Raw genomic sequence first — 20,472 nt, 5'->3', positions numbered from 1 at the left:
GTCGGAACGGTTTTTTACTGTGCGGCGGGTCATCGGAAGGTCGAGGTAGTACGGATCGGGCGAAGGCGAACCGAAGTCCATTCGCTTGAAATTCCGGCCTGATAAGAACAATAAGCCGAGACAAGGCAAAAATTAGAGGAGATCATCGATGCAAGATCTATTTCGACGTTTGGTCGGGAGAATGCTGGAGCAATATGCGACAGTGCTTTTCGTGCTGGCCGGCGTAGCCACCATTACCTATTTCGTTCTCATTACCGACCTTCGCAGCCAGGAAGGCAATGCGCTTCTCGTGAAAATGAGCACCGAACAAGGCAAGGTCGTTCAGGACATCAACGTGATGCTGAGCCAGAAAGTCTTTGCCGGACTGAACGGCATGGACCGCAAGCCGGACGGAAAAATACTCGTCAGTTTGAACGAACTGGAACAGATGCACATGTCGCTGCGGGACGGCGACCGCTACATCAGGGAAGGAGACCGGCTGATGCGCGTATCCGGGAATCTGCCGGCCGATCTCAAATTCATCTATTTCAACAAAAGCAAGCCGCTCGATCATCTGGTCAGGGACTATCTCGCCCTGGCCCGTAAAATACAGAGAATTCCAGCGAAAGAGCTTCTCCCTTCCAATCCGGATCTGCAGAAATTATTGTTTACGCTATCGCCGTTGCTGTTGGAGGATATGAATAAAGTCAGCTCGATTTATCAGCGCCAGACCGAATTCATGTTGGGCAGTACCGCCAACAAACAGCATCTGATGTTTGCGATTCTGCTCGCGTCCCTGGCACTGGTCGGCGTGCTGCTGCTGCAGCCGATGGTGCAGCGCCTGAAGGAAAGCGCGCTGAAAATGCGGCAGGAAAAGGCATTCGCCGATAACGTGATCCATACGACCCAGGCATTGATCATCGGCCTCGATGCGGACGGTAAAATCGTTTTATTCAATCATCATGCCGAGGAAAATACCGGCTGGCCGGAAACCGAACTGAAGGGCAAGGATTTTTTCGACCAATTTATCCCCACAGAGGAACAAGCTGAACTGCGCGCGCTGTTTTCCGGCATGATGGCAGGGACCGTCGAATTTGCCGAAGCAACCGAAACGCGCATGCGGATCAGTACCGGCGATTATCTGCATGTCGTCTGGAATCCCACCGTGATCAAGAATTCCGCCAGCGGAATGCCGATGATGTTTCTGAATACCGGCATCGACATCACCGAGCGCAAGGAAGCCGAGAAAAAAGTGCAAAAGGCTCATGCCGAACTGGCGCAATTGAGCGCCCGGCTGCAAGGCGAGGTCAATCTGGCCGCTACCCTGCAGCGTTCGATACTGCCGCAGCCCACTATCGAATTGCCCGGTCTGCAGGGCGTCGCGAACATGCTGACTTCGAGCGAAGTCGGCGGCGATTACTACGACTACTATAAAGTGAGCGGGCACCACAGCATTTTGATGGTCGGCGACGTCAGCGGCCACGGCGTTGCGGCCGGCACCATGGTGGGCGCCGCGAAGGCGGGCATATATCCCTTGATCCACGAAGGCGTGACCAGTCCGAGCGAGATACTCAACTCGCTGAACGATACGATGCGCGCGACGGCGCAGCAATCGTTGCTGATGACGATGGCTTGTTTGAGTCTGGATGCGCACACCGGCAAGCTGGCATTTGCGAATGCCGGCCATGTTTTGCCGTATTTATTGAAGCGCGGCGCCCAAAGTTGGCAAATGCTGGAAGCATCCGGTCTGCCGTTGGGGAAGAGCGCCGATTCGGACTATCAGGAGTCCGTGCTCGAATTGACGCTGGAAGTTGGAGACCGCTTGTTTCTCTATACCGACGGACTGGTCGAGGAAGAGTCCCCCAGCGGGGAGCCTTTCGGTTATGACCGCCTCGAAGCGATTCTGAACGCCAATACCGATGTCGAAGACGCGGAGCAGTTGCGCAATCGGATCCTGGACGCGTTGAGGCGGCACTGCCGGAGCATGCTGTATTCCGACGACGTGACGATGATGATCGTGACGCACAGCGACCGCGTGGCGCAGACCGCCGCCAGCAATGAAGTCAGCGATATCATCCGCATTTCGGAAAACTTTTATCGCCAGGGCGACCACCCGATCCCGCGGATTGCGAAGGAATATGTGGTATTCCTTGCCGAACAGGATTATTCCGACCTGTTGCCGCGCTTCAGCCAGGACGGCATTTGCCGGATCCTGCCCAGGCACGACGATTTTTGCAAAAAGTTGGGCTGGAACCACTTGCTGAACCAGCACAACGAATCGCCCGACGACGATTTGTATGCGTTGATGCCCGGCAGGGCGCAATATCGCCATTTTCAATTGACCCATACGGACGACAAATCATTTATCGTGGAAGAGATTCATGCCTGGCTGAAAGATCAGGGACATATTCCCAAAGACCAATTGGACGCCTTGATGATGGTGCTGGACGAGATGACCGAAAACAGCCTCTATGCCGCGCCGCGGGACGGCAAAGGGGTTGCTTATTACGTCAAGGGCGAATCCCGTGAATTGTCGTCGCATGAAGAGGTCCGTATCGACATTGCGGTAAGCGAAGACATCCTCGGTTTGATGATCACCGACAACTGGGGCACCCTGACGCCCGGCGTGTTTTTGAAAAACCTGGCGCACGCGATGTCCGAAGGCGTCGAAGCCGGCGTCGGCGGCGTCGGTCTGTACATGATGTGGCGGATGTCGGATTATTTGCAGATCCGGGTGCATCCGCAGAAACGCACCCAGGTGACGACCCTTTGGGATTTGCACGGCAGCGTCGATATGGGCGTGGAGTCCGGCCTTCAGTTTCTCTATCACAGCGAGTATGAATCGGCTTATCAAATGAGGGCATCGATATGAGCGGCATGATCAGCAGTTTTTCCATCCAGCCCGTTTCCGAGCAGGACAACCGCTATTGTTACAATTTCATCGGTTCGATCGATGCGCATGCCAATCCGGTGCTGGAGCCGTTGACCGCCATACCGTCGAAGGCGCATGTGTTGCTGGACTTCAGCCAGGTCGATCGGGTCAATTCGATGGGCCTGTCGCTGTTGCTGAAATTGTTCGAAGAATGGGAGCGGAAAAAAATCCGCGTGGAGGTGCAAAGCCTGGACCGGATGATCAGCATGTTGTTCAAAATTACCGGCCTTGGACGCTTCGTCAAGTCAGACGGTCATTCCGCCGCCGCGGACGCTTTGCCCGCGGCCGCCGTTCCCGCGCCGCGGGACGCCGAGGCCAGACAGAAAAGTCCGGATGCCGCGCACGACAAGTTGAATTTCGTGGCCAGCCTGCAGTCGGGGCACCAATTGACCGGTTGGTATCTGCTCAATACGTATCTGCAGCGCCGCATGAAAAAAGCGATCCATTTCGAACAGTCGGCGGAGCATCTGGACGGCGACTACACCGACCTGTTGTTCGCAAAACCGTTTGAAGCTTGCGCAATGATCAAACGTTACGGTTTCGTGCCGGCGATGCGTCCGATGGCGGAGGTCGACGAAGTGGTTCTGCTGACCCGGGTGGATGATCGGCGGACCTTGCCCGAGTATCATGGGGTGTGCGTAGGCACGGCGACGAAGGACAGCTTTGTGTATTTGCTGGGCCGGTTTTTATGCGACGAAAGCGGTATCGACTCGACGAAATTTACCTACGATTTTGCCGGCAATGAAATCAAGGTACTTCAATCACTGATTCGAAAAAAATGCGATCTGGTTTTCATGCTGAAAAAATCGTACGAAGGGCTTTCTTCGTTCAGCCGCAACAATGTCCGCAAGCTTGACGAAAGCGAAACTCACTTCGCCTGCCATCTTTTTTGCGTGGCCCCTCATCTGCAAGATGAAGGCAGGCTGCTGGCCGATATTTTGAAGGATATGGAAAACGACGAGCAAGGCAGAACGATTCTGCGCGACATCCAGATCAGCGGCTGGTGCAAACCTGAACCGGGCGAAGTTCAGATGCTGCAAATGGTATATGACCGCTACGCCGGTTAGGAAGCTTTAAACCGTTGAGTCGGTGCCGGGTTTACCCTTCCGCCGCGGCTTGAGCTTGAGCCGCGGCGGAAATGCGCCCAGCCGCCGGTTTGCCGATTCCGGCGATCATCCGATGCGGCCCAGTCAGGCGCCTTCGGATTTCTCCTCATCCTCGTTCGCCATGTCCGAGATTTCCTTCAAGCGGGAAATGGCCTTGGCGTTGATGCTGTTTTCCGGGTAATTGCCGTTGTGATCGACCGTGCCCGCAGGTTCCCCGGTCAATAATTCGAGCGTCTCGTCGACGCTGGTGACCGCATAAATCGAAAATTGCCCCTTCGCGACCGCATCGATCACTTCCTGTTTCAGGACCAGATTGCGTTTGTTCGCGGCCGGAATGATCACCGCATGATGGCCGACCAGTCCGCGCGCCTTGCACAGCCGGAAATAACCTTCGATCTTTTCGTTCACGCCGCCGACCGCCTGCACTTCGCCGTATTGATTGATCGAGCCGGTCACCGTGAACGATTGCTTGATCGGGATGCGGGTCAGCGCCGAAATCAGGCAGCACAGTTCGGCCAGCGAGGCGCTGTCGCCGTCGACTTCGCCGTAGGACTGCTCGATCGCGATGCTGGCCGAGACCGCGAGCGGAAACTGCTGTGCGTAGGTATGGCCGAGGTAGCCGGTCAGAATCAGTACCCCTTTCGAATGGATTTCCTTGCCGAGTTCCGCTTCGCGCTCGATGTCGACGATGCCGCGCGAGCCGGGAGAGACCGTCGTGGTGATCCGGGCCGGCGCGCCGAAGCTGCTGCCGCCGATTTCGAGCACGGTCAGGCCGTTGATCTTGCCGACCGCGCTGCCTTCGGTATCGATCAGAATCGTGCCGTCGAGCACTTCTTCGAGCATCATTTCAGCGAGACGGCCGTTGCGGAATTCGCGGGCGGCCAGCGCCTCTTCGATCTGCTCCCGACCGATCCGGTCGCCGCCTGTCTGCAGACAGAACAGGTTCGCTTCGCCGATGATGTCGAGTGATTCGGTGATCCGCGCGGAAAAACGATGCTGGTCTTCGGCCAGCCGGCAACTGTGTTCGATCAGCGCCTCGATCGCGCTTCGGGCCAAGGGTTTCGCGCCCGAATCTTGCGCATGCCGGTTCATCAACTGCGCAAACCGCTGCATCGATACCGCATCGCGCGGAATGTAATGGTCGAAGTCGGCGAGGATCTTGAACATCGCGTTGAATTCGCTGTCGAGTTCTTCGAGCAGGTAATAAAGGTCCCGGGAACCGACCAGGATCACCTTCACGTTCAGCGGAATCACTTCCGGTTTCAGCGTGATCGTGTTGATCCCGAGGTCCGAATAGGGCGATTCGATTTCGATTCTGCCGGCTTGCAGCGCACGTTTCAACCCTTCCCAGACGAACGGGTGGGTCAGCAGTTTTTCCGCGTCGAGGATCAGGTAGCCGCCGTTCGCCCGATGTAGGGAGCCCGCGCAGATGCGCCGGTAATTGGTGACCAGGGTGCCCTGTTCGCTGGAGTATTCGATTCGCCCGAACACGTTCTGATAAGTTGGGTGCGGCTCGTGGATCACCGGCGCGCCGTGTTCGAGCTTGTTGTCGACCAGAATGTTCGGCGCATAGAGTTCGAGCAGCACCTGCCGCCGGTTCGCGAATTCGCGGGGATCGGCGGTCCGTCCCGGCATCAGGAAGTCCGCAATCGTGGTGCGCAGGTTCTTGTCGATCTCGGCGAGGTAGGTGATCACGTCGTCGATATTCTGGTACTTGTCGTTCAGTTCGGCGAACAAGGGTTCGATGGCCTGGCTGATCGTGTCGTTGTCGAGCTGTTTGATCTTGTCGGCCAGCGAGCGACGCCACTGCGGCAGTTCGAGCAGCACGTCGCTCAAATATTCTTCAAGCTCCTCGATCTGTTTGTGAAAGAGGTCGCGCTCGGCCTGCGGCAACTGCGTAAACTGGGCATCGTCGAGCGCCTTGCCGTCGCGAATCGGCGAGAACGAAATCTGTTCGCTTTCCCGGAACAGCGCAATGCTCATCTCCAGCGCTTTTTGATCGACTTTCTCGATTGCGTTATTGTAATACTGATTGAACTGGCGCTCGATCGCGGTCTTTTTCTGCTGATAGGTCGGACTTTCGAACGCCGCCGGGAAGGTCGCCAGAAGATTGTCGATCAATTGTTCGATATCGGCACTGAAGACGCTGCCATATTCGGACGGCAATTCGATTGCGACCGGCTCGCGCGGATTCTGGAAGTTATCCGCATAGGCATACGACGACGGCGCGGACTGTTTTTCGGCAATCGCGTGCAGATGCTGAGTGATCATCGACAGCCGGCCGAGCCCCAATTCGCCCATCACGTAAATGTTGTAGCCGGGACGCGCCATCGCCACGCCGAATTCGAGCGCCGACTGCGCACGTTCCTGCCCGAGGATCGGCGCATCGGGCAATGACGTTCCTTCAAGATCGACGCCGCTCAGGTCGATGTGCAGCTTCAGGGATTCGACAGGCAGTTTGGAGACGGTGGTCATGCGGCGTTCGGATGAAGTAAAAAAAGAAGCCCGCAATTCTATCATCATTGACGGCGGGTTCGAAAAGGCGAAGGCGCCCCGGATTGCGGGCAGCGCAGCCGGATCGTTTTAGGAGTACAATCCCTACAAGTCATAACCTTTTTAACGAGGTGAGATCATGCAACAGAGCAAAATCACGATCGACGGCAACGAAGCCGCCGCCACGGTCGCTTACATGACCAGCGAAGTGATTGCGATTTATCCGATCACGCCGGCGTCGCCGATGGGCGAATTGGCCGATAAGTGGGCGTCGGACAGGCGTAGGAACCTTTGGGGCACGGTGCCGAGCATCATCGAGATGCAGAGCGAGGCAGGGGCGGCCGGCGCGATCCACGGCGCGCTGCAGACCGGTGCGCTGGCGACCACGTTCACCGCCTCGCAGGGCCTGCTGTTGATGATTCCGAACATGTACAAGATCGCAGGGGAACTGACCCCGGCGGTATTCCATGTGGCGGCCCGGTCGCTGGCCGGCCAGGCGCTGTCGATCTTCGGCGACCACAGCGATGTGATGGCCGCAAGAGCGACCGGCTTTGGGTTCCTGGCCTCCAATTCGGTGCAGGAGGCGCAGGATTTTGCGCTGATCGCGCAAGCCGCGACCTTGGCTGCGCGGATTCCGGTCGTGCATTTTTTCGACGGTTTCCGGACTTCGCACGAAATCGCCAGCATCGAGCCGCTCGACCTGACGCATATCCGCGCGCTGCTCGATGACCGGCTGGTGGAAGCGCACCGGCAGCGGGCATTGTCCCCCGAACATCCGGTGCTGCGCGGTTCGACGCAGAATCCGGACATTTATTTCCAGGCGCGCGAGACGGTCAATCCTTATTACCGGGCGATGCCTGGCATCGTGCAGGACACGATGGACCGGTTCGCCGAACTGACCGGCCGCAGCTACCGGTTGTTCGATTATGCGGGGGCGCCTGATGCCGAAAAGGCGATCGTTTTGATCGGCTCGGGTGCGGAGACGGCCGAAGAAACGGTCGAACATTTGAATGGCCGGGGCGACAAGGTCGGCGTGCTGAAGGTCCGCCTGTTCCGGCCGTTCAGCGCCGAGGCGCTGCTGGACGCGCTGCCGAAGACGCTGCGCCGGATCGCGGTGCTCGACCGCACGAAAGAAGCCGGCGCGGACGGCGAACCCTTGTATAAAGACGTGGTGACCGCGCTCGCGCAGGATGCGATGAGCGCCGCGCCGTACTTTGCCGCGCTGCCGAAAGTGATCGGCGGACGGTACGGGCTGTCGTCGAAAGAATTTACGCCGGGCATGGTCAAGGCCGTATTCGACGAACTGGACAATCCGGCGCCGAAAAGCCCGTTTACGATCGGGATTTATGACGACGTCGACCATACCAGCCTGGCCTGGGACGCGGGCTTTCGGACCGACGCCTCGAAGCGGGCGGTCAATGCGCTGTTCTACGGCCTGGGCAGCGACGGCACGGTCAGCGCCAACAAAAATTCGATCAAGATCATCGGCGATAGGACGCAAGGTTACGCGCAGGGCTATTTCGTTTACGACTCGCGCAAATCCGGTGCGGTGACCGTTTCGCATCTGCGTTTCGGCCCGGAGAAAATCCGCTCGACCTATCTGATCGGCGACGGCGAGGCCGGGTTCGTCGCCTGCCATCAGCCGGTGTTTCTGGCACGTTACCGGATGCTCGACAAGGCTGCGCCGGGGGCGGTGTTCCTGCTGAATTCGCCGCTGCCGCCCGAGCGGGTGTGGTCGTCGCTGCCGCGCTCGATGCAGGCCGCGATGATCGAGAAAAAGATCCGCTTTTACGCGATCGACGCGTATGCGATCGCGGAAGTCGCGGGTCTCGAGAGGCTGATCAATACGGTGATGCAGGCCTGCTTTTTCGCTTTGGTCGAAATTCTGCCGAAGGAAGAGGCGATCGCCGCGATCAAGGCGGCCGTACACAAGACCTACCAGAAGGCCGGCCAACGGATTCTCGACGCGAACCTTAAAGCGATCGACGAGGCATTGGCGAATCTGCACCGTGTCGAGGTGCCAAGCGCAGTCGACAGCAAGACCGAAATCCCGCCGCCGGTACCGGACGATGCGCCCGCGTTCATCCGCAATGTGACCGCCGAGATCATCGCGGGCCGGGGCGATGCGGTGCCGGTCAGCTTTCTGTCCTCCGACGGTACCTTTCCGACCGCCACCTCGATTTGGGACAAACGCAACCTGGCGCTCGAAATGCCGGTCTGGGAAAGCGATCTGTGCACCCAGTGCGGCAAATGCGTGTTCGTCTGTCCGCACAGCGTGATCCGCAGCAAGGTGTTTGCGCCGGAACGGGTCAAGGCTGCGCCGCCGACGTTCAAGTATGTGCCGGTCAAGAGCAAGGCGTTCGAGAATCTCTTGGTCAGCTACCAAGTCTCACCGGAAGATTGCACCGGCTGCAGCCTGTGCGTCGACGTTTGCCCGATACGCGACCCCAAGCTGCCGGAACGCAAGGCGGTGAATATGCGGCCGCAACCGCCGCTGCGCGAACAGGAAACCATCAACTGGCGCTTTTTCGAAAGCCTGCCGGATTTTGAGCGCGGCGCGCTGCATCACAACAAGATTCCGGAGGCGATGCATTTGCGTCCTCTGTTCGAGTTTTCGAGCGCCTGCGCCGGCTGTGGCGAAACGCCTTATCTGCGTCTGGCGACGCAACTGTTCGGCGACCGGATGGTGGTCGCGAATGCGACCGGCTGTTCGTCGATTTACGGCGGCAATCTGCCGACCACGCCGTGGAGCCGGAACGCGGAGGGCCGGGGGCCGGCCTGGGCGAACTCGCTGTTCGAGGACAACGCCGAATTCGGCCTCGGGATGCGGATAGCGATCGACAAGCAGAAGGAATATGCGGAGGAACTGCTGGAAGGCCTGCGCGGCGAAATCGGTGCGGAACTCGCCGATGCGATCCTGAACGCCGACCAAAGCGATGAAGCTGGCATCTACGCGCAGCGCGAGCGCGTTGCCGTCTTGAAAAAACGCCTGGAAACGCTGAACGGTGAAGCGGCCGTGCGCCTGTTCGGCGTCGTCGATACCTTGGTCAAACGCAGCGTCTGGATCATCGGCGGCGACGGCTGGGGCTACGACATCGGCTACGGCGGCCTCGACCATGTGCTGGCCTCGGGCCGCGATGTGAACATTCTGCTGCTCGATACCGAAGTCTATTCGAATACCGGCGGCCAGACCTCGAAGGCGACGCCGCGCGGCGCGGTCGCGAAATTCGCGGCGGCCGGCAAGCCGACTCCGAAGAAGGATCTGGCCCGTCTCGCGATCGATTACGAGCAGGTCTATGTGGCGCAGGTCGCCTATGGCGCCAAGGATACGCAAACGTTGCGCGCTTTCCTGGAAGCCGAATCCTATCCCGGCACTGCGCTGATCATCGCCTACAGCCCCTGCATCGCGCACGGCGTCGATCTGTCGAACAATCTCCGCCAGCAGGACATGGCGGTGCGCAGCGGGCATTGGCCATTGCTCCGTTATGATCCGCGCCGGGCGCAGGAAGGAAGCAATCCGTTGCAGCTCGATAGCCAGAAACCGTCGATGGCGTTCCGGGATTACGCGCTGACCGAAGCGCGCTTCAGCCTGCTCAGCCGAACGCACCCGGACGCGTCGGAACGCTTCTTGCAGCAATCGCAGCAGGACGTCAATGCGCGCTACCGGCATTACCGCGAACTGGCGGACAGGGTTTTCGCGAAAAGCGAAGCAGGGCGGGACGGCGAGCCCTCCAAAGCGGGAGAAAAAAACTGAGCGGAGCCGATTATGTAGGGTGGGTTCGGCGCGCTTTGTTTTTGTCTTCCGAATTCGACAAAACTTTCCGCGCGCCGAACCCACCATTTGTGGCACCTTCGGTGGGTTACGACGTGCGGCAAAGACCGATGGGCATTCAAAGGCCGTGCCAATGCGCGTCTAACCCACCCTACGATTTTTGTCTTTATAATCGGCAGGTATGATATTCCAGGAAACACCGAGAGAAAAAATCATGAACGGCATCGATTTGAGCACCGAATATCTAGGCTTGAAGCTGACCAGCCCCTTGGTCGCCTCGGCTTCACCTTTGACCCGCAGCCTGGATTCGGCATTGAGGCTCGAAGACGCCGGCGCCGGTGCGATCGTGATGTATTCCTTGTTCGAGGAAGAACTGCGGCAGCAGGAAGAAACCGCGGCCCGATTCTTGATCCATCAAAGCATCGGGCATCCCGAAGCGGACAGCTTCTTGCCGGACGACAGCGGCTACCGGCACGGCCTCGACCAATATCTGGAGCAGTTGGCCAAGCTTAAACGGTCGCTGCGCATTCCGGTGATTGCGAGTCTGAACGGGGTATCGCTGGACGGATGGATCGTGCATGGCAAAGCGCTGCAGCAGGCCGGCGCCGATGCGCTCGAACTGAATGTGTATTACCTGAGCGCCGATATCGACGAATCCGGCCTCGAGATCGAGGCGCGTTATCTGGAACTGCTGACCGAACTGCGCCGGCAGGTGTCGGTGCCGATCGCGATGAAGCTGTCGCCGTACTTCACCGGCCTTGCGCATTTCGTGAAACGGCTCGAATTGTCCGGTGCGGACGGCGTCGTGCTGTTCAACCGTTTCTACCAGCCCGATATCGACCTGGACAATTTGCAGGTGACTTCCGAGCTGCAATGGTCGCGCTCCGCGGACAGCCGATTGCCGCTGCGCTGGGTTGCGCTCTTGTACGGCCAGGTAGGGCTGTCGCTGGCGACGACCAGCGGCGTGCGTACGGCCGAAGATGCCCTGAAGCTGATCCTGGCCGGCGCCGATGCGACCCAGATTTGCACGGTGCTGCTGGAGCGCGGCCCGGCTTATCTCGGCACGATCGGGCAAGGCATGCGGGACTGGCTTGCCCGCCATGAGTTTGCGGCGCTGAGTGAATCGAAAGGGCTGTTGAGCAAGCAGCGCTGCATGAATCCCGGTATTTTCGAGCGTTCGAATTATTTGAATCTGCTGGACGGTTACAGCCGGCCGCCGGGTATCCGGGTTTGAGGCCCGGCAGAGATGCGGAACCTAAGCCGAAAGGATTCTTCCTAATGATCATCGATTTTCCATTTTGCGATTTGCGGAGAGAAACGCCATGAACGATACGATGCAGCAAGTTGAAAGAGAAGTCCGCGAAACGGTCGAATCCGGTGTCGATATTTACGAGCGGGTGCGGGCGATCACGCTGAAGGCCCTGACCGAGCGTACCCTGGATATCGACAACATCAAAAATGTGATGGAAGCGGTATTGAAAGGCATGAGCGACGGGATGAGCCCGCATTACGATCCGGCCAAACGGGCTTTCAAGCAAACCACCGAAGCGCTGGACGACACGCTCAGCAAGACTGCCGAAGCGTCGAAGCTGGCGATCGAAGAGGCGGCAGGGAATCTCGACGAATTTTCGAGCCTTGATTTCAGGCAAGCCGTCGACGATTTGAAAAATCTCGAAGCGACATTTCTCGATACGCTGGAGACGGTCGGGCGCCATGGCAACGAAACGGCCGCGAAAATCGCCCGGGATTTTCTCGAACATGCCCGGCGAAACGGAACGGCGGTCGGCAGGCAGAGCCGGGTTGTCCTGGAAAATCTGGACAACCTGAGAGTTAGCGGCCAGCATGCGGTGATGGCCGGCGCTTCGGCCACGACCTCGGCGCTGGCCAAGATTGCCGGCGGCTTTCTCGCCGGCATTGCGGAAAGACTGGACCCCGAAAAAACACGAAAATAGCGAGCAAGAACACGACATCATGATATGGGAATTGATCAATGCGGCGAAGGATTTAAGCCGGGCCCAGGATGTTGCGACCGTCCTGATCCGGTACGGCTTCGGCGGGATCGTGCGTTCGCTCGGAGTCGGGAGTGCCCTGGAGCGTCTCGGCAAAACCCTGCATTGGCAGAGCGTCGAAGAATATGCGACGCTCGACACGCCGCAGCGGGTGCGGCGCGTGCTGGAGGATCTCGGCCCGACGTTCATCAAGATGGGACAGATTCTCGCGACGCGAATGGATTTGTTTCCGCCTGCCTATATCGCGGAATTCGAAAAGCTGCTGGACAAGGTGCCTTCGCTGCCGTTCGAGGACCTGGTGCCGCAGTTGCAGGAAGACGTCGGCGGCAATATCGAGGACATTTTCCTGAGCATCGAGCGCGAGCCGTTGGCGGCCGCCTCGCTGGCGCAGGTGCATCGGGCGGTGCTGCAGGACGGCACGCAGGTGATCCTGAAAATCCGCCGCCCCGGTATCCGCCGGATCATCGAGGCGGACTTGCGGCTGTTGAATCGGGTCGTCGAAGTGATCGAGTCCGACGTGCCGGAGCTGCGCCGCTACCATCCGCGCGAGATATTCCGGCAGTTCTCGCAGTCGCTCAGGGCCGAGCTCGATTTTGCGGCGGAAGCGCGCAATGTCGAACGGGTTGCCGACAATCTGGCGGGGAATGAGCACATCAAGATTGCCTCGATCTATTGGGAGCTGACCGGCGAGCGGCTGAACGTGCAGGAGTATATTCAGGGGATTCCGGGACGCGAGCTGGGCGCACTGGATCAGGCCGGCCTGGATCGGAAGCTCCTGGCCGAACGCGGCGCCAGGGCCGTGCTCAAAATGATCATGGAAGACGGCTTTTTTCATGCCGACCCTCATCCCGGCAATGTGTTTTATCTGTCGGACAACCGGCTTGCCTTCATCGATTTCGGAATGGTGGGACGGCTGACCGAAGAACGCCGGGAACAGGTCATCGTATTTTTATACGGAATGGTCAATCGGATGCCGCTAAAAGTCGTCGAAATCCTGGAGGATTGGTCCGGGGTGATCAAGACCGACGAGCAGGCGCTGGCGATCGAGATCGATGCGTTCGTCGATCAATACAGTAACCGGTCGCTGAAGGATTTGAGCCTGCAGATGATGATCGGCGACCTCCTGGCGATCCTTCGGGACCATAACTTGTCGCTGCCGCCCGATCTGGCGCTGCTGGTCAAGGCCTATGTCACGCTCGACGGTTTCGGCCGGCATCTCGATCCGGATTTCAATACGTTGGTGTTCGCGGCGCCTTATCTGCAGCAACTGATGGCGGACCGCTACCGGCCGGAGGTGATCGCAAAACGCGGCTGGCGCAATCTGGTCGGCATCGTCGACCTGCTGGCCGCGTTTCCGAAGGAGTTGCACCAGTTGCTCAGGGCTTCCCGGAAGGGCGCGATCCAGGTCGATTTCAATGTCAAGGGCATCGGCCCTTATGTGGATAAGATCGATGTGGCGATTAGCCGGCTGACGATGGGGATCGTTACCTCCGCGCTGATCATCGGTACTTCGATCATCTTCACCGTCAAGGGCGAAAGTTCGTTCTTGAGCCTGCCGGTCCTGGGGTTCTTCGGTTACCTCTTCGCCTTTCTCGGCGGGATCTGGCTGCTGATTTCGATCTGGCGCAGCACTAGGCGTAGCTAGGATGAGGCATTTTCATATCGCGAGTAGGGGCGAATACATTCGCCTTTGGTGCGTGTTAACCGGAAGAATGAATTCGCCCCTGCCCAAGACCTGCCAGGTTTTAAAAACCTGGCAGGTCTATCCCCCATTTCAGGAAGTTAATATCGGCCAAATCCTTAAAGGCTTTTAAAGGGCTTCAGCGTTTTGTGGCGCCAAGCATAATGCAGCTTTTTAAACCAGATGCTGATGTACATGCGTTTCCACAGCTTGAATCGGTCGCGCAACGGTACCGGAGGGGAATCGATCTCTTGAGGGATATACCAGCAGTTTCGGTTCAGGCGGCGTACCAGTTTGTAACCGTTTTGTTTCAATAGTCGATGTTTTTGCAGATACAGATGCTTGTCTTCCAGCAAGATCAAGCGGGGATGGTACTGCATGAAATCGAAGCCTAGGAGTACGTCCAGCTCTGCGCCTTCGACGTCGATCGATAAGAAATCCAGCGCGGTAATGTCGTGATCGTGCAGAATGTCGGCGAGCGTGTCGGCCCTTACATCGACCGTTTTGTGAGCGTGATAAAAATGCTCGTCGGCGTTTTTTTCCAGGCCTGCATGGCCGGTAATTTCCCGCCCCTCGGCGTCCAGCGGAATATTGAGCTGCATCATGCCGACGTGTTCGGGCGAGGTACAGGCCGCCTCGCAGACGAGACTGTCTGGCCGGAGCGCGCGGGCTTTTTGCGCCAATAAGGGGTTAGGCTCTATCAAAATGCAGCGCCAATTCAATTGCCTTTCCAGATGCAGCGATTGCGAACAGACGGAAAGCGGTTCGTTGGCGCCGACTTCAACGCATGTTCCGCCGGTTCGATTCGAAAAGAAATTGCGGATTTGCCGCTTTTCATATTTCTCGTTGAGGTCATGCTGCGATAGGTTTTCGGCCGCTTGAGTTTTCATTTTTCCTTCAGTTTTCACTCATCGTCAAGATGATTTCGGTCGCTTTTCGAGCGGCGATCCTAAACCCGCGCATTTCCAGGATACCTTGGATATTCAACGAGATAATCAGATACAGGGCTTCGGGATAGGCGGCCTGTGCCAGATCGGTTCCGGAGGGAAAGGCGGGGGCGGCCGGATGCGAATGGTAGATCGCGAACAGTTCTTCACCCTGGTCGCGCATCGCCGCCATCGCGGCGATTTGCTGTTTGGGGTCGAGCAGAAAACGTCGCTCAGGATGTTCCGCCACATTCATGATCGGATAGCAGGTTAGAGGGTTGCCGTCTTTGCCGCCGACCAGTCCGCAAATTTCGGCATCGGGCGAGATTTGCGCGAGATGGAGCAGTTGCTGGGCGAGTTTTCGGGGAATAGGGATTTCTTGTGGTTCGTGCATGGGATTGAGGTGAAAGGCTCAAGGCGAAATAATCATGGCTGCAGATTCGGCTTTGGGGCTTGGGGCCTTTAGCTTGCTCCATTTCTTCCATGGGAGGCCCGGGGTTGGCCGGACAGGTCTTTATAGGTTTGCACCCGATCATAACCCGCGTCCCGGAAAATCGCTTGCACGGCCGCTTCCTGGTCGTAGCCGTGCTCGATCAACAGATGGCCGCCGGGACGGAGATAGCGTCGGGCGTCGCGCGCAATCGTTCGAATGTCGGCCAAGCCCTGGCTGGGCGCAGTCAGGGCGCTTCTGGGTTCGAAGCGCACATCGCCCCGGCCGAGGTGGACATCGTTTTCGGCAATATAAGGCGGATTGCTGATGACCAGATCGAATGCTGTCTGCGGCACCGAAGCGAACCAGTTGCCGTGCAGGAAACGGATCTGAGCCGCATCGTGTTGTTCGGCATTGTACTTCGCGATTTCCAGCGCCGCTTGACTGAAATCGGTTGCAGTCACTGCGGCTTGGGGCAATTCTTTGGCCAGCGTGATCGCGATGATTCCGGAACCGGTGCCGAGATCGATGATTTTGGCGGGCCGGCCTTGCGGGAGCAGGTTCAAGCTGATTTCGATCAGCCGCTCGGTTTCGGGGCGCGGAATCAGCACGTCGGGCGTGACCCGGAATTCGCGCGACCAGAATTCGCGGCGGCCGGTCAGGTAAGCGATCGGCGTGCCCTGTAGGCGCTGCCGCAGCAGCGCCTGAAACTGCCGGATCTGCTGCGGCTCGGGCTTCCGGTCGGGCCAGGCGCGCAGATAAGAGCGCGGTTTCTCCAACGTAAGGCAGAGCAGGATTTCCGCGTCGAGCGCGGCCGAATCGGAACTAGCCGACAACTCGGACACGGCATTCCTCAGCAATGTCGTTATCGTGCTCATCCGGGTTATTCTTCGCCGAGTTGGATCAAAAGCTCGGCCTGATGCTCGTTGATCAACGGCTGTATCACCTGTTCGAGGCCGCCTTCCATGATGTCGTCGAGTTTGTACAGCGTCAGGTTGATCCGGTGGTCGGTCAGGCGGCCTTGTGGGTAATTGTAGGTCCGGATGCGTTCCGAGCGGTCGCCCGAGCCGACCTGCAGCTTGCGCGACCTGGCCTGTTCGGAGTTCTGTTTTTCCTGTTCCGCGGCCAAGAGGCGCGCCGACAGCAGCGACATCGCGCGGGCGCGGTTTTTGTGCTGCGAACGCTCGTCCTGGCATTCGACCACAATGCCGGAAGGAATGTGGGTAATCCGGATCGCGGACTCGGTTCGGTTTACGTGCTGGCCGCCGGCGCCCGAGGCGCGGTAGGTGTCGACCCGCAGGTCGGCCGGGTTGATGTCGATCGCGTCGACTTCATCGACTTCGGGCATGATCGCGACCGTGCAGGCCGAAGTATGGATGCGGCCCTGCGATTCGGTCTCGGGAACGCGCTGCACCCGGTGCGTGCCGGATTCGAATTTCAATTGCGAATAAACGTCGCGGCCGGAGACGCGCAGGATGATTTCCTTGTAGCCGCCGTGGTCGCCGGGGTTTTCGCTGATCACTTCAGTCTGCCACCCTTTCCGTTCGGCATAACGCTGGTACATCCGGGAAAGGTCGCCGGAAAAAATCGCCGCTTCGTCGCCGCCGGTGCCGGCGCGGATTTCGAGAAAGATATTGCGGTTGTCGTTCGGATCTTTCGGCAGCAGCAGGATCTGCAGTTCGTGTTCGAGGGATTCGACCAGCGCTTCCGCCTCACGGAACTCCTCCTTGGCCAGTTCGCGCATGTCGGGGTCGCTGTCGCCGGCCATTTCCTGGGCGGACAGGCGCCGGTCCTGCGCCTCGACATAGCGCCGGTAACAGTCGACCAGCGGGCCGATCTGGGCGTATTCCTGGCTCAGCGAGCGCTGTTGCTTTTGGTTGTTTTGGACTTCGGACTGGGAGAGGAGGGCGGCGATTTCTTCGTGGCGTTCGCTGAGATTTTCCAGTTTGAGCTTGATGGAGTCTTTCATTGAGTATGTTGTAATTTCAGAATTTCGCGGGCCGCGGCGACCAGGTCGTGTCTTTCGTTTTCGGCGGCGGCCCGGATTTGCGCGCTCGGCGTGTGAATCAGCTTGTTGGTCAAGCTATGGGCCAGACGGTTCAATGCTTCTTCGGGGGGGGTGCCATTTTTTAACATGGCGAACGCTTTTTGCAAAGTTTCGTTTCTGATTTGCTCGGCCTGCCGCCGATAATCCTGGATCGTCGTTTGAGCCCCTTGGGCGCGCAGCCAGGCCAGAAAATGACCGACCTGGGTGTCGATGATTTCCTCCGCCTGTTCGGCGGCACGGCGGCGCGAGTTCATGTTCTGGTCGATCACGTTTTTCAGATCGTCGACCGTATAAAGATAGACGTCGTTCAGTTGTTCGACTTCCGCTTCGATGTCGCGCGGAACCGCCAGGTCGACCATGAAGATCGGCTTGTGTTTGCGTTTCTTCAGCGCGCTTTCGACGCGGCCCTTGCCGAGAATCGGCAACTGGCTGGCGGTCGAGGAAATCACGATGTCGGCTGCGTCCAGATGCTCGGGCAATTCCGACAAGGCGATCGCAAAGCCGTTGAATTGCATTGCCAGGGTATGCGCCTTATCATACGTCCGGTTTGCGATGATCAGGCGTCCGATGCCCTGCTGGGCCAGATGCCGGGCGGTCAGTTCGATCGTTTCGCCGGCGCCGATCAGCAGCGCGGTTTGATCGCTGAGCTTGTCGAAGATCTGCTGTGCCATCTGCACGGCGGCAAAGGCGACCGAAACCGGGCTGGAGCCGATCGCGGTATCGGTGCGGACTTTTTTGGCGGCCGCAAAAGTCGACTGAAACAGTTTGCCGAGCTGTTTGCCGATCGTGCCCGCTTCCAGCGCGGCCTGATAGGCGGATTTCATTTGCCCGAGAATCTGCGGCTCGCCGAGGATCATCGAATCTAAACCGCTGGCGACGCGGAACATGTGCCGGATCAGTTGGGTATCGGTATGGCAATAGAGATACGGCGCAAAATCGTCGGGACGGATATTTCGGCTATGGGCGACCCAATCGATTAGTATCTGCTGATTCGGTTCCTCGGTTTTGCAATAAAACTCGGTGCGGTTGCAGGTCGACAGAATCGCCGCTTCGCTGATTTCCTTGATCCGTCCCAATTCCTGTAAGGCCGAATCCAGCATGTCGGCAGGAAAGGCCAGGCGCTCGCGGATTGCAAGCGGCGCAGTATTGTAATTGAGTCCTACGGCAATAAGGGTCATGGTTTTACTGATAATTTCAAACGGCGGCTGCCGGATTGATCTTTGCGTTCGTCCGTGTGTCTATGTGGATGGGGCCGATGCATCCCGCTCGCGCTTGACGGAACAAATTTAGATGCGTGAGTCATCCGATTTTCCTTATAATCATAGGTCAACGAATTATAGGATGTTTTTGTGTTAATTTTTAGATTGTTTGCGGTGTTAACTCCTATTTTACTCAATGGTTGCGCCGGCTCGCCAGAAAAACAGCAAGCGCCGGCGGTCCCGACAGCCGAGCCGTCCATCCAGAAAGAACTCCCCAAACAAAAAGAAGCGAAAACGGAAATCGACCAGGATGTGCTATTCATGCTGATGTCGGCGGAGCTCGCCGGTCAGCGCGGCCAGTATGATCTGGCCTATGAGGGTTATATGGAAGCCGCCAAGCGGGTCAAGGATCCGAAACCTGCCGAGCGGGCCGCGATGATCGCAATGTACTTGAAAGATCCGAAAAAATTGAACAAGTCGTTGGCGTTATGGCTTAAGAAGGATCCGCAGAATCTTACCGCGAGAAAGCTGGCGGTATTGTCCAGCCTTGAGGTGGGCAACCAGCAAAAAACGCTGGAGCATCTGACCGTGATTCTGGACAACGATGCGGCGGGCTTCGAAAGTTCAGTACTGGAACTGGCGTCCGCGCTGCAAAGCGAAGGCAAGCTGCGGGTCATTTATGACGCTTTGGAAGCATTGTCGGCCAAACGCCCCGGTCAGGCGACCGTGCCCTATCTCCAGTCGATCATCGCGATGCAGATGAAAAATCAGCAGGCTGCCGAAGAAAAGATCGAGCAGGCGTTGAAGCTTCAGCCCGATTGGGACAAGGCTTTGGCCTTTCGGGCGCAGATTGCGGTCATGTCGGGCGATTTGCCGAAAGCGCTGGATTTTTTGCGCGGCGTGCATCGAAAATATCCGGACAACCAGAAAATCAGCAAGATGCTGACGCAGTTTCTGATCAAGACCGGCGAATACGACGAGGCGGGAAGGGTCTATCAAAAACTGGTCGAAAAGGATCCGAAGGATTTCGAGAGTTGGCTGGCGCTGGCGCTGGTGGATATCCAGATGGATCGCGAGAGTGAGGCCGAAGAGATCCTGAAGAAATTGCTGGGCGAAGACGAGTGGAGGGACCGGGCCCGGTTCTATCTCGGCAAACTGGAAGAAAAGCGCGAGAATACCAAGAAAGCGCTGAACTGGTACGACCAGGTTCGCGAAGAGCCTTTCAGTTTCGAAGCGGGAGTCGCGGCGATCAATCTGCTGGTCCATGACAAACAGTACGAAGAGGCGATTTCGCGGCTGCAGACGATGCAGGACAGTTATCCGAAAGAAAGAATCCGCATTACGCTGATGAAGGCTGAGTTGCTGAATCAGCAGAAACGCTATCAGGATGCCTATGACGAATTGAGCGCCGCGCTCGCCGAGCAGCCGGACAGCAAAGAGTTGCTTTACACTCGTGCGTTGGTCGCCGAGCGCATCGGCAAGCTGGATGTATTGGAGGCCGATCTGAAGAAAATTCTGGCGCAATACCCCGATAATGCGGAAGCACTGAATGCGTTGGGCTATACCTTGCTGAGTTTTCCTTCGCGCCTGTCCGAAGCCGAGGGCTATTTGTTGCGGGCATTGAAATTGCAGCCTGATGAGCCGGTCATTCTGGACAGCTACGGCTGGCTGCTGTTCAAGCAGGGAAAGACGGAGCAGGCGCTCAGGTATCTGGAACAGGCTTATGCCAAACAGAAGGAAAACGAAATCGCGGCTCACCTTGCCGAGGTGCTCTGGGTGCTGGGCAGAAAGGAGGATGCGAAAAAGTTGTTCGACAGGGCCTTCAAGGAAACTCCGGACGATGAGTATCTGCTCGATTTCAGGCGAAGGGTGTTGAATCGCTCGGAATAAAGCGCCCG

General features: G+C 58.0%; 13 protein-coding genes. 7 read left to right on the top strand and 6 right to left on the bottom strand.

The features are described 5' to 3' along the window. The first annotated feature begins 148 nt into the window (after positions 1-148). Both CC94_RS0103635 and CC94_RS0103630 read left to right on the top strand, forming a co-directional pair. On the top strand, positions 149-2,851 hold the full coding sequence (locus CC94_RS0103635) for a PP2C family protein-serine/threonine phosphatase (RefSeq protein ID WP_005374047.1): 2,703 nt from the start codon (positions 149-151) through the stop codon (positions 2,849-2,851). Then, a complete protein-coding gene (locus CC94_RS0103630) occupies positions 2,848-3,978 on the top strand; it encodes a PhnD/SsuA/transferrin family substrate-binding protein (protein WP_005374045.1) in 1,131 nt (376 codons plus the stop codon). Before CC94_RS0103635 ends, CC94_RS0103630 begins: the two co-directional genes overlap by 4 nt. A 123-nt stretch (positions 3,979-4,101) precedes the next feature. Here the strand turns inward: CC94_RS0103630 and CC94_RS0103625 are convergent, their stop codons facing one another. After that, a complete protein-coding gene (locus tag CC94_RS0103625) occupies positions 4,102-6,492 on the bottom strand; it encodes a Lon protease family protein (RefSeq protein ID WP_005374043.1) in 2,391 nt (796 codons plus the stop codon). Positions 6,493-6,649: 157 nt separating this feature from the next. Here CC94_RS0103625 and nifJ point away from each other — a divergent pair, with 157 nt between their 5' ends. From nifJ to CC94_RS0103600, 4 genes are all read left to right on the top strand, one after another. Next, the gene (gene nifJ, locus CC94_RS0103615; protein WP_031429818.1) at positions 6,650-10,264 is read left to right on the top strand and encodes a pyruvate:ferredoxin (flavodoxin) oxidoreductase; all 3,615 of its coding nucleotides are present in this window, start codon (positions 6,650-6,652) and stop codon (positions 10,262-10,264) included. Positions 10,265-10,496: 232 nt separating this feature from the next. Beyond that, positions 10,497-11,516 (top strand): dihydroorotate dehydrogenase-like protein, encoded by a 1,020-nt coding sequence (locus CC94_RS0103610; protein ID WP_005374038.1) that lies wholly within the window; start codon positions 10,497-10,499, stop codon positions 11,514-11,516. An 88-nt stretch (positions 11,517-11,604) separates the two neighbouring features. Next, positions 11,605-12,234, top strand: coding sequence for a DUF6781 family protein (locus CC94_RS0103605; protein WP_005374036.1), 630 nt, complete (start codon positions 11,605-11,607; stop codon positions 12,232-12,234). A gap of 19 nt (positions 12,235-12,253) precedes the next feature. Continuing rightward, positions 12,254-13,936: an ABC1 kinase family protein gene (locus CC94_RS0103600; RefSeq protein ID WP_005374034.1), complete on the top strand. Its 1,683-nt coding sequence runs from the start codon at positions 12,254-12,256 to the stop codon at positions 13,934-13,936. Positions 13,937-14,091: 155 nt separating this feature from the next. On the opposite strand, the gene CC94_RS0103595 is transcribed toward CC94_RS0103600, so the two are convergent. From CC94_RS0103595 to hemA, 5 genes are all read right to left on the bottom strand, one after another. Continuing rightward, positions 14,092-14,862, bottom strand: a complete 771-nt coding sequence (locus CC94_RS0103595; RefSeq protein WP_005374029.1) for an FkbM family methyltransferase — start codon at positions 14,860-14,862, stop codon at positions 14,092-14,094. Between the two features lie 7 nt (positions 14,863-14,869). Then, positions 14,870-15,292, bottom strand: coding sequence for a M67 family metallopeptidase (locus CC94_RS0103590; RefSeq protein ID WP_005374026.1), 423 nt, complete (start codon positions 15,290-15,292; stop codon positions 14,870-14,872). 68 nt (positions 15,293-15,360) lie between these two features. Continuing rightward, complete coding sequence (prmC, locus tag CC94_RS0103585; protein WP_031429816.1) at positions 15,361-16,206, bottom strand: peptide chain release factor N(5)-glutamine methyltransferase; 846 nt, start codon at positions 16,204-16,206, stop codon at positions 15,361-15,363. 5 nt (positions 16,207-16,211) lie between these two features. Next, a complete protein-coding gene (prfA, locus tag CC94_RS0103580) occupies positions 16,212-17,297 on the bottom strand; it encodes a peptide chain release factor 1 (RefSeq protein WP_005374022.1) in 1,086 nt (361 codons plus the stop codon). After that, the gene (hemA, locus tag CC94_RS0103575) at positions 17,294-18,553 is read right to left on the bottom strand and encodes a glutamyl-tRNA reductase (RefSeq protein WP_005374020.1); all 1,260 of its coding nucleotides are present in this window, start codon (positions 18,551-18,553) and stop codon (positions 17,294-17,296) included. The genes prfA and hemA overlap by 4 nt, the downstream gene beginning before the upstream one ends. Positions 18,554-18,724: 171 nt before the next feature. Here hemA and CC94_RS0103570 point away from each other — a divergent pair, with 171 nt between their 5' ends. Then, positions 18,725-20,464, top strand: a complete 1,740-nt coding sequence (locus CC94_RS0103570; RefSeq protein WP_031429813.1) for a tetratricopeptide repeat protein — start codon at positions 18,725-18,727, stop codon at positions 20,462-20,464. Positions 20,465-20,472: the final 8 nt, after the last annotated feature.

This window comes from Methylomicrobium agile (genome assembly GCF_000733855.1).
GTDB lineage: Bacteria > Pseudomonadota > Gammaproteobacteria > Methylococcales > Methylomonadaceae > Methylomicrobium > Methylomicrobium agile.
This window is presented reverse-complemented; position numbering and strand designations above follow the sequence as displayed.

What these genes read in the sequence shown, in the direction of transcription:
- CC94_RS0103635 (WP_005374047.1), top strand. Translation starts at nt 149, where the DNA reads ATGCAAGATCTATTTCGACGTTTGGTCGGGAGAATGCTGGAGCAATAT.
- CC94_RS0103630 (WP_005374045.1), top strand. Translation starts at nt 2,848, where the DNA reads ATGAGCGGCATGATCAGCAGTTTTTCCATCCAGCCCGTTTCCGAGCAG.
- CC94_RS0103625 (WP_005374043.1), bottom strand. Translation starts at nt 6,492, where the DNA reads ATGACCACCGTCTCCAAACTGCCTGTCGAATCCCTGAAGCTGCACATC.
- nifJ (WP_031429818.1), top strand. Translation starts at nt 6,650, where the DNA reads ATGCAACAGAGCAAAATCACGATCGACGGCAACGAAGCCGCCGCCACG.
- CC94_RS0103610 (WP_005374038.1), top strand. Translation starts at nt 10,497, where the DNA reads ATGAACGGCATCGATTTGAGCACCGAATATCTAGGCTTGAAGCTGACC.
- CC94_RS0103605 (WP_005374036.1), top strand. Translation starts at nt 11,605, where the DNA reads ATGAACGATACGATGCAGCAAGTTGAAAGAGAAGTCCGCGAAACGGTC.
- CC94_RS0103600 (WP_005374034.1), top strand. Translation starts at nt 12,254, where the DNA reads ATGATATGGGAATTGATCAATGCGGCGAAGGATTTAAGCCGGGCCCAG.
- CC94_RS0103595 (WP_005374029.1), bottom strand. Translation starts at nt 14,862, where the DNA reads ATGAAAACTCAAGCGGCCGAAAACCTATCGCAGCATGACCTCAACGAG.
- CC94_RS0103590 (WP_005374026.1), bottom strand. Translation starts at nt 15,292, where the DNA reads ATGCACGAACCACAAGAAATCCCTATTCCCCGAAAACTCGCCCAGCAA.
- prmC (WP_031429816.1), bottom strand. Translation starts at nt 16,206, where the DNA reads ATGAGCACGATAACGACATTGCTGAGGAATGCCGTGTCCGAGTTGTCG.
- prfA (WP_005374022.1), bottom strand. Translation starts at nt 17,297, where the DNA reads ATGAAAGACTCCATCAAGCTCAAACTGGAAAATCTCAGCGAACGCCAC.
- hemA (WP_005374020.1), bottom strand. Translation starts at nt 18,553, where the DNA reads ATGACCCTTATTGCCGTAGGACTCAATTACAATACTGCGCCGCTTGCA.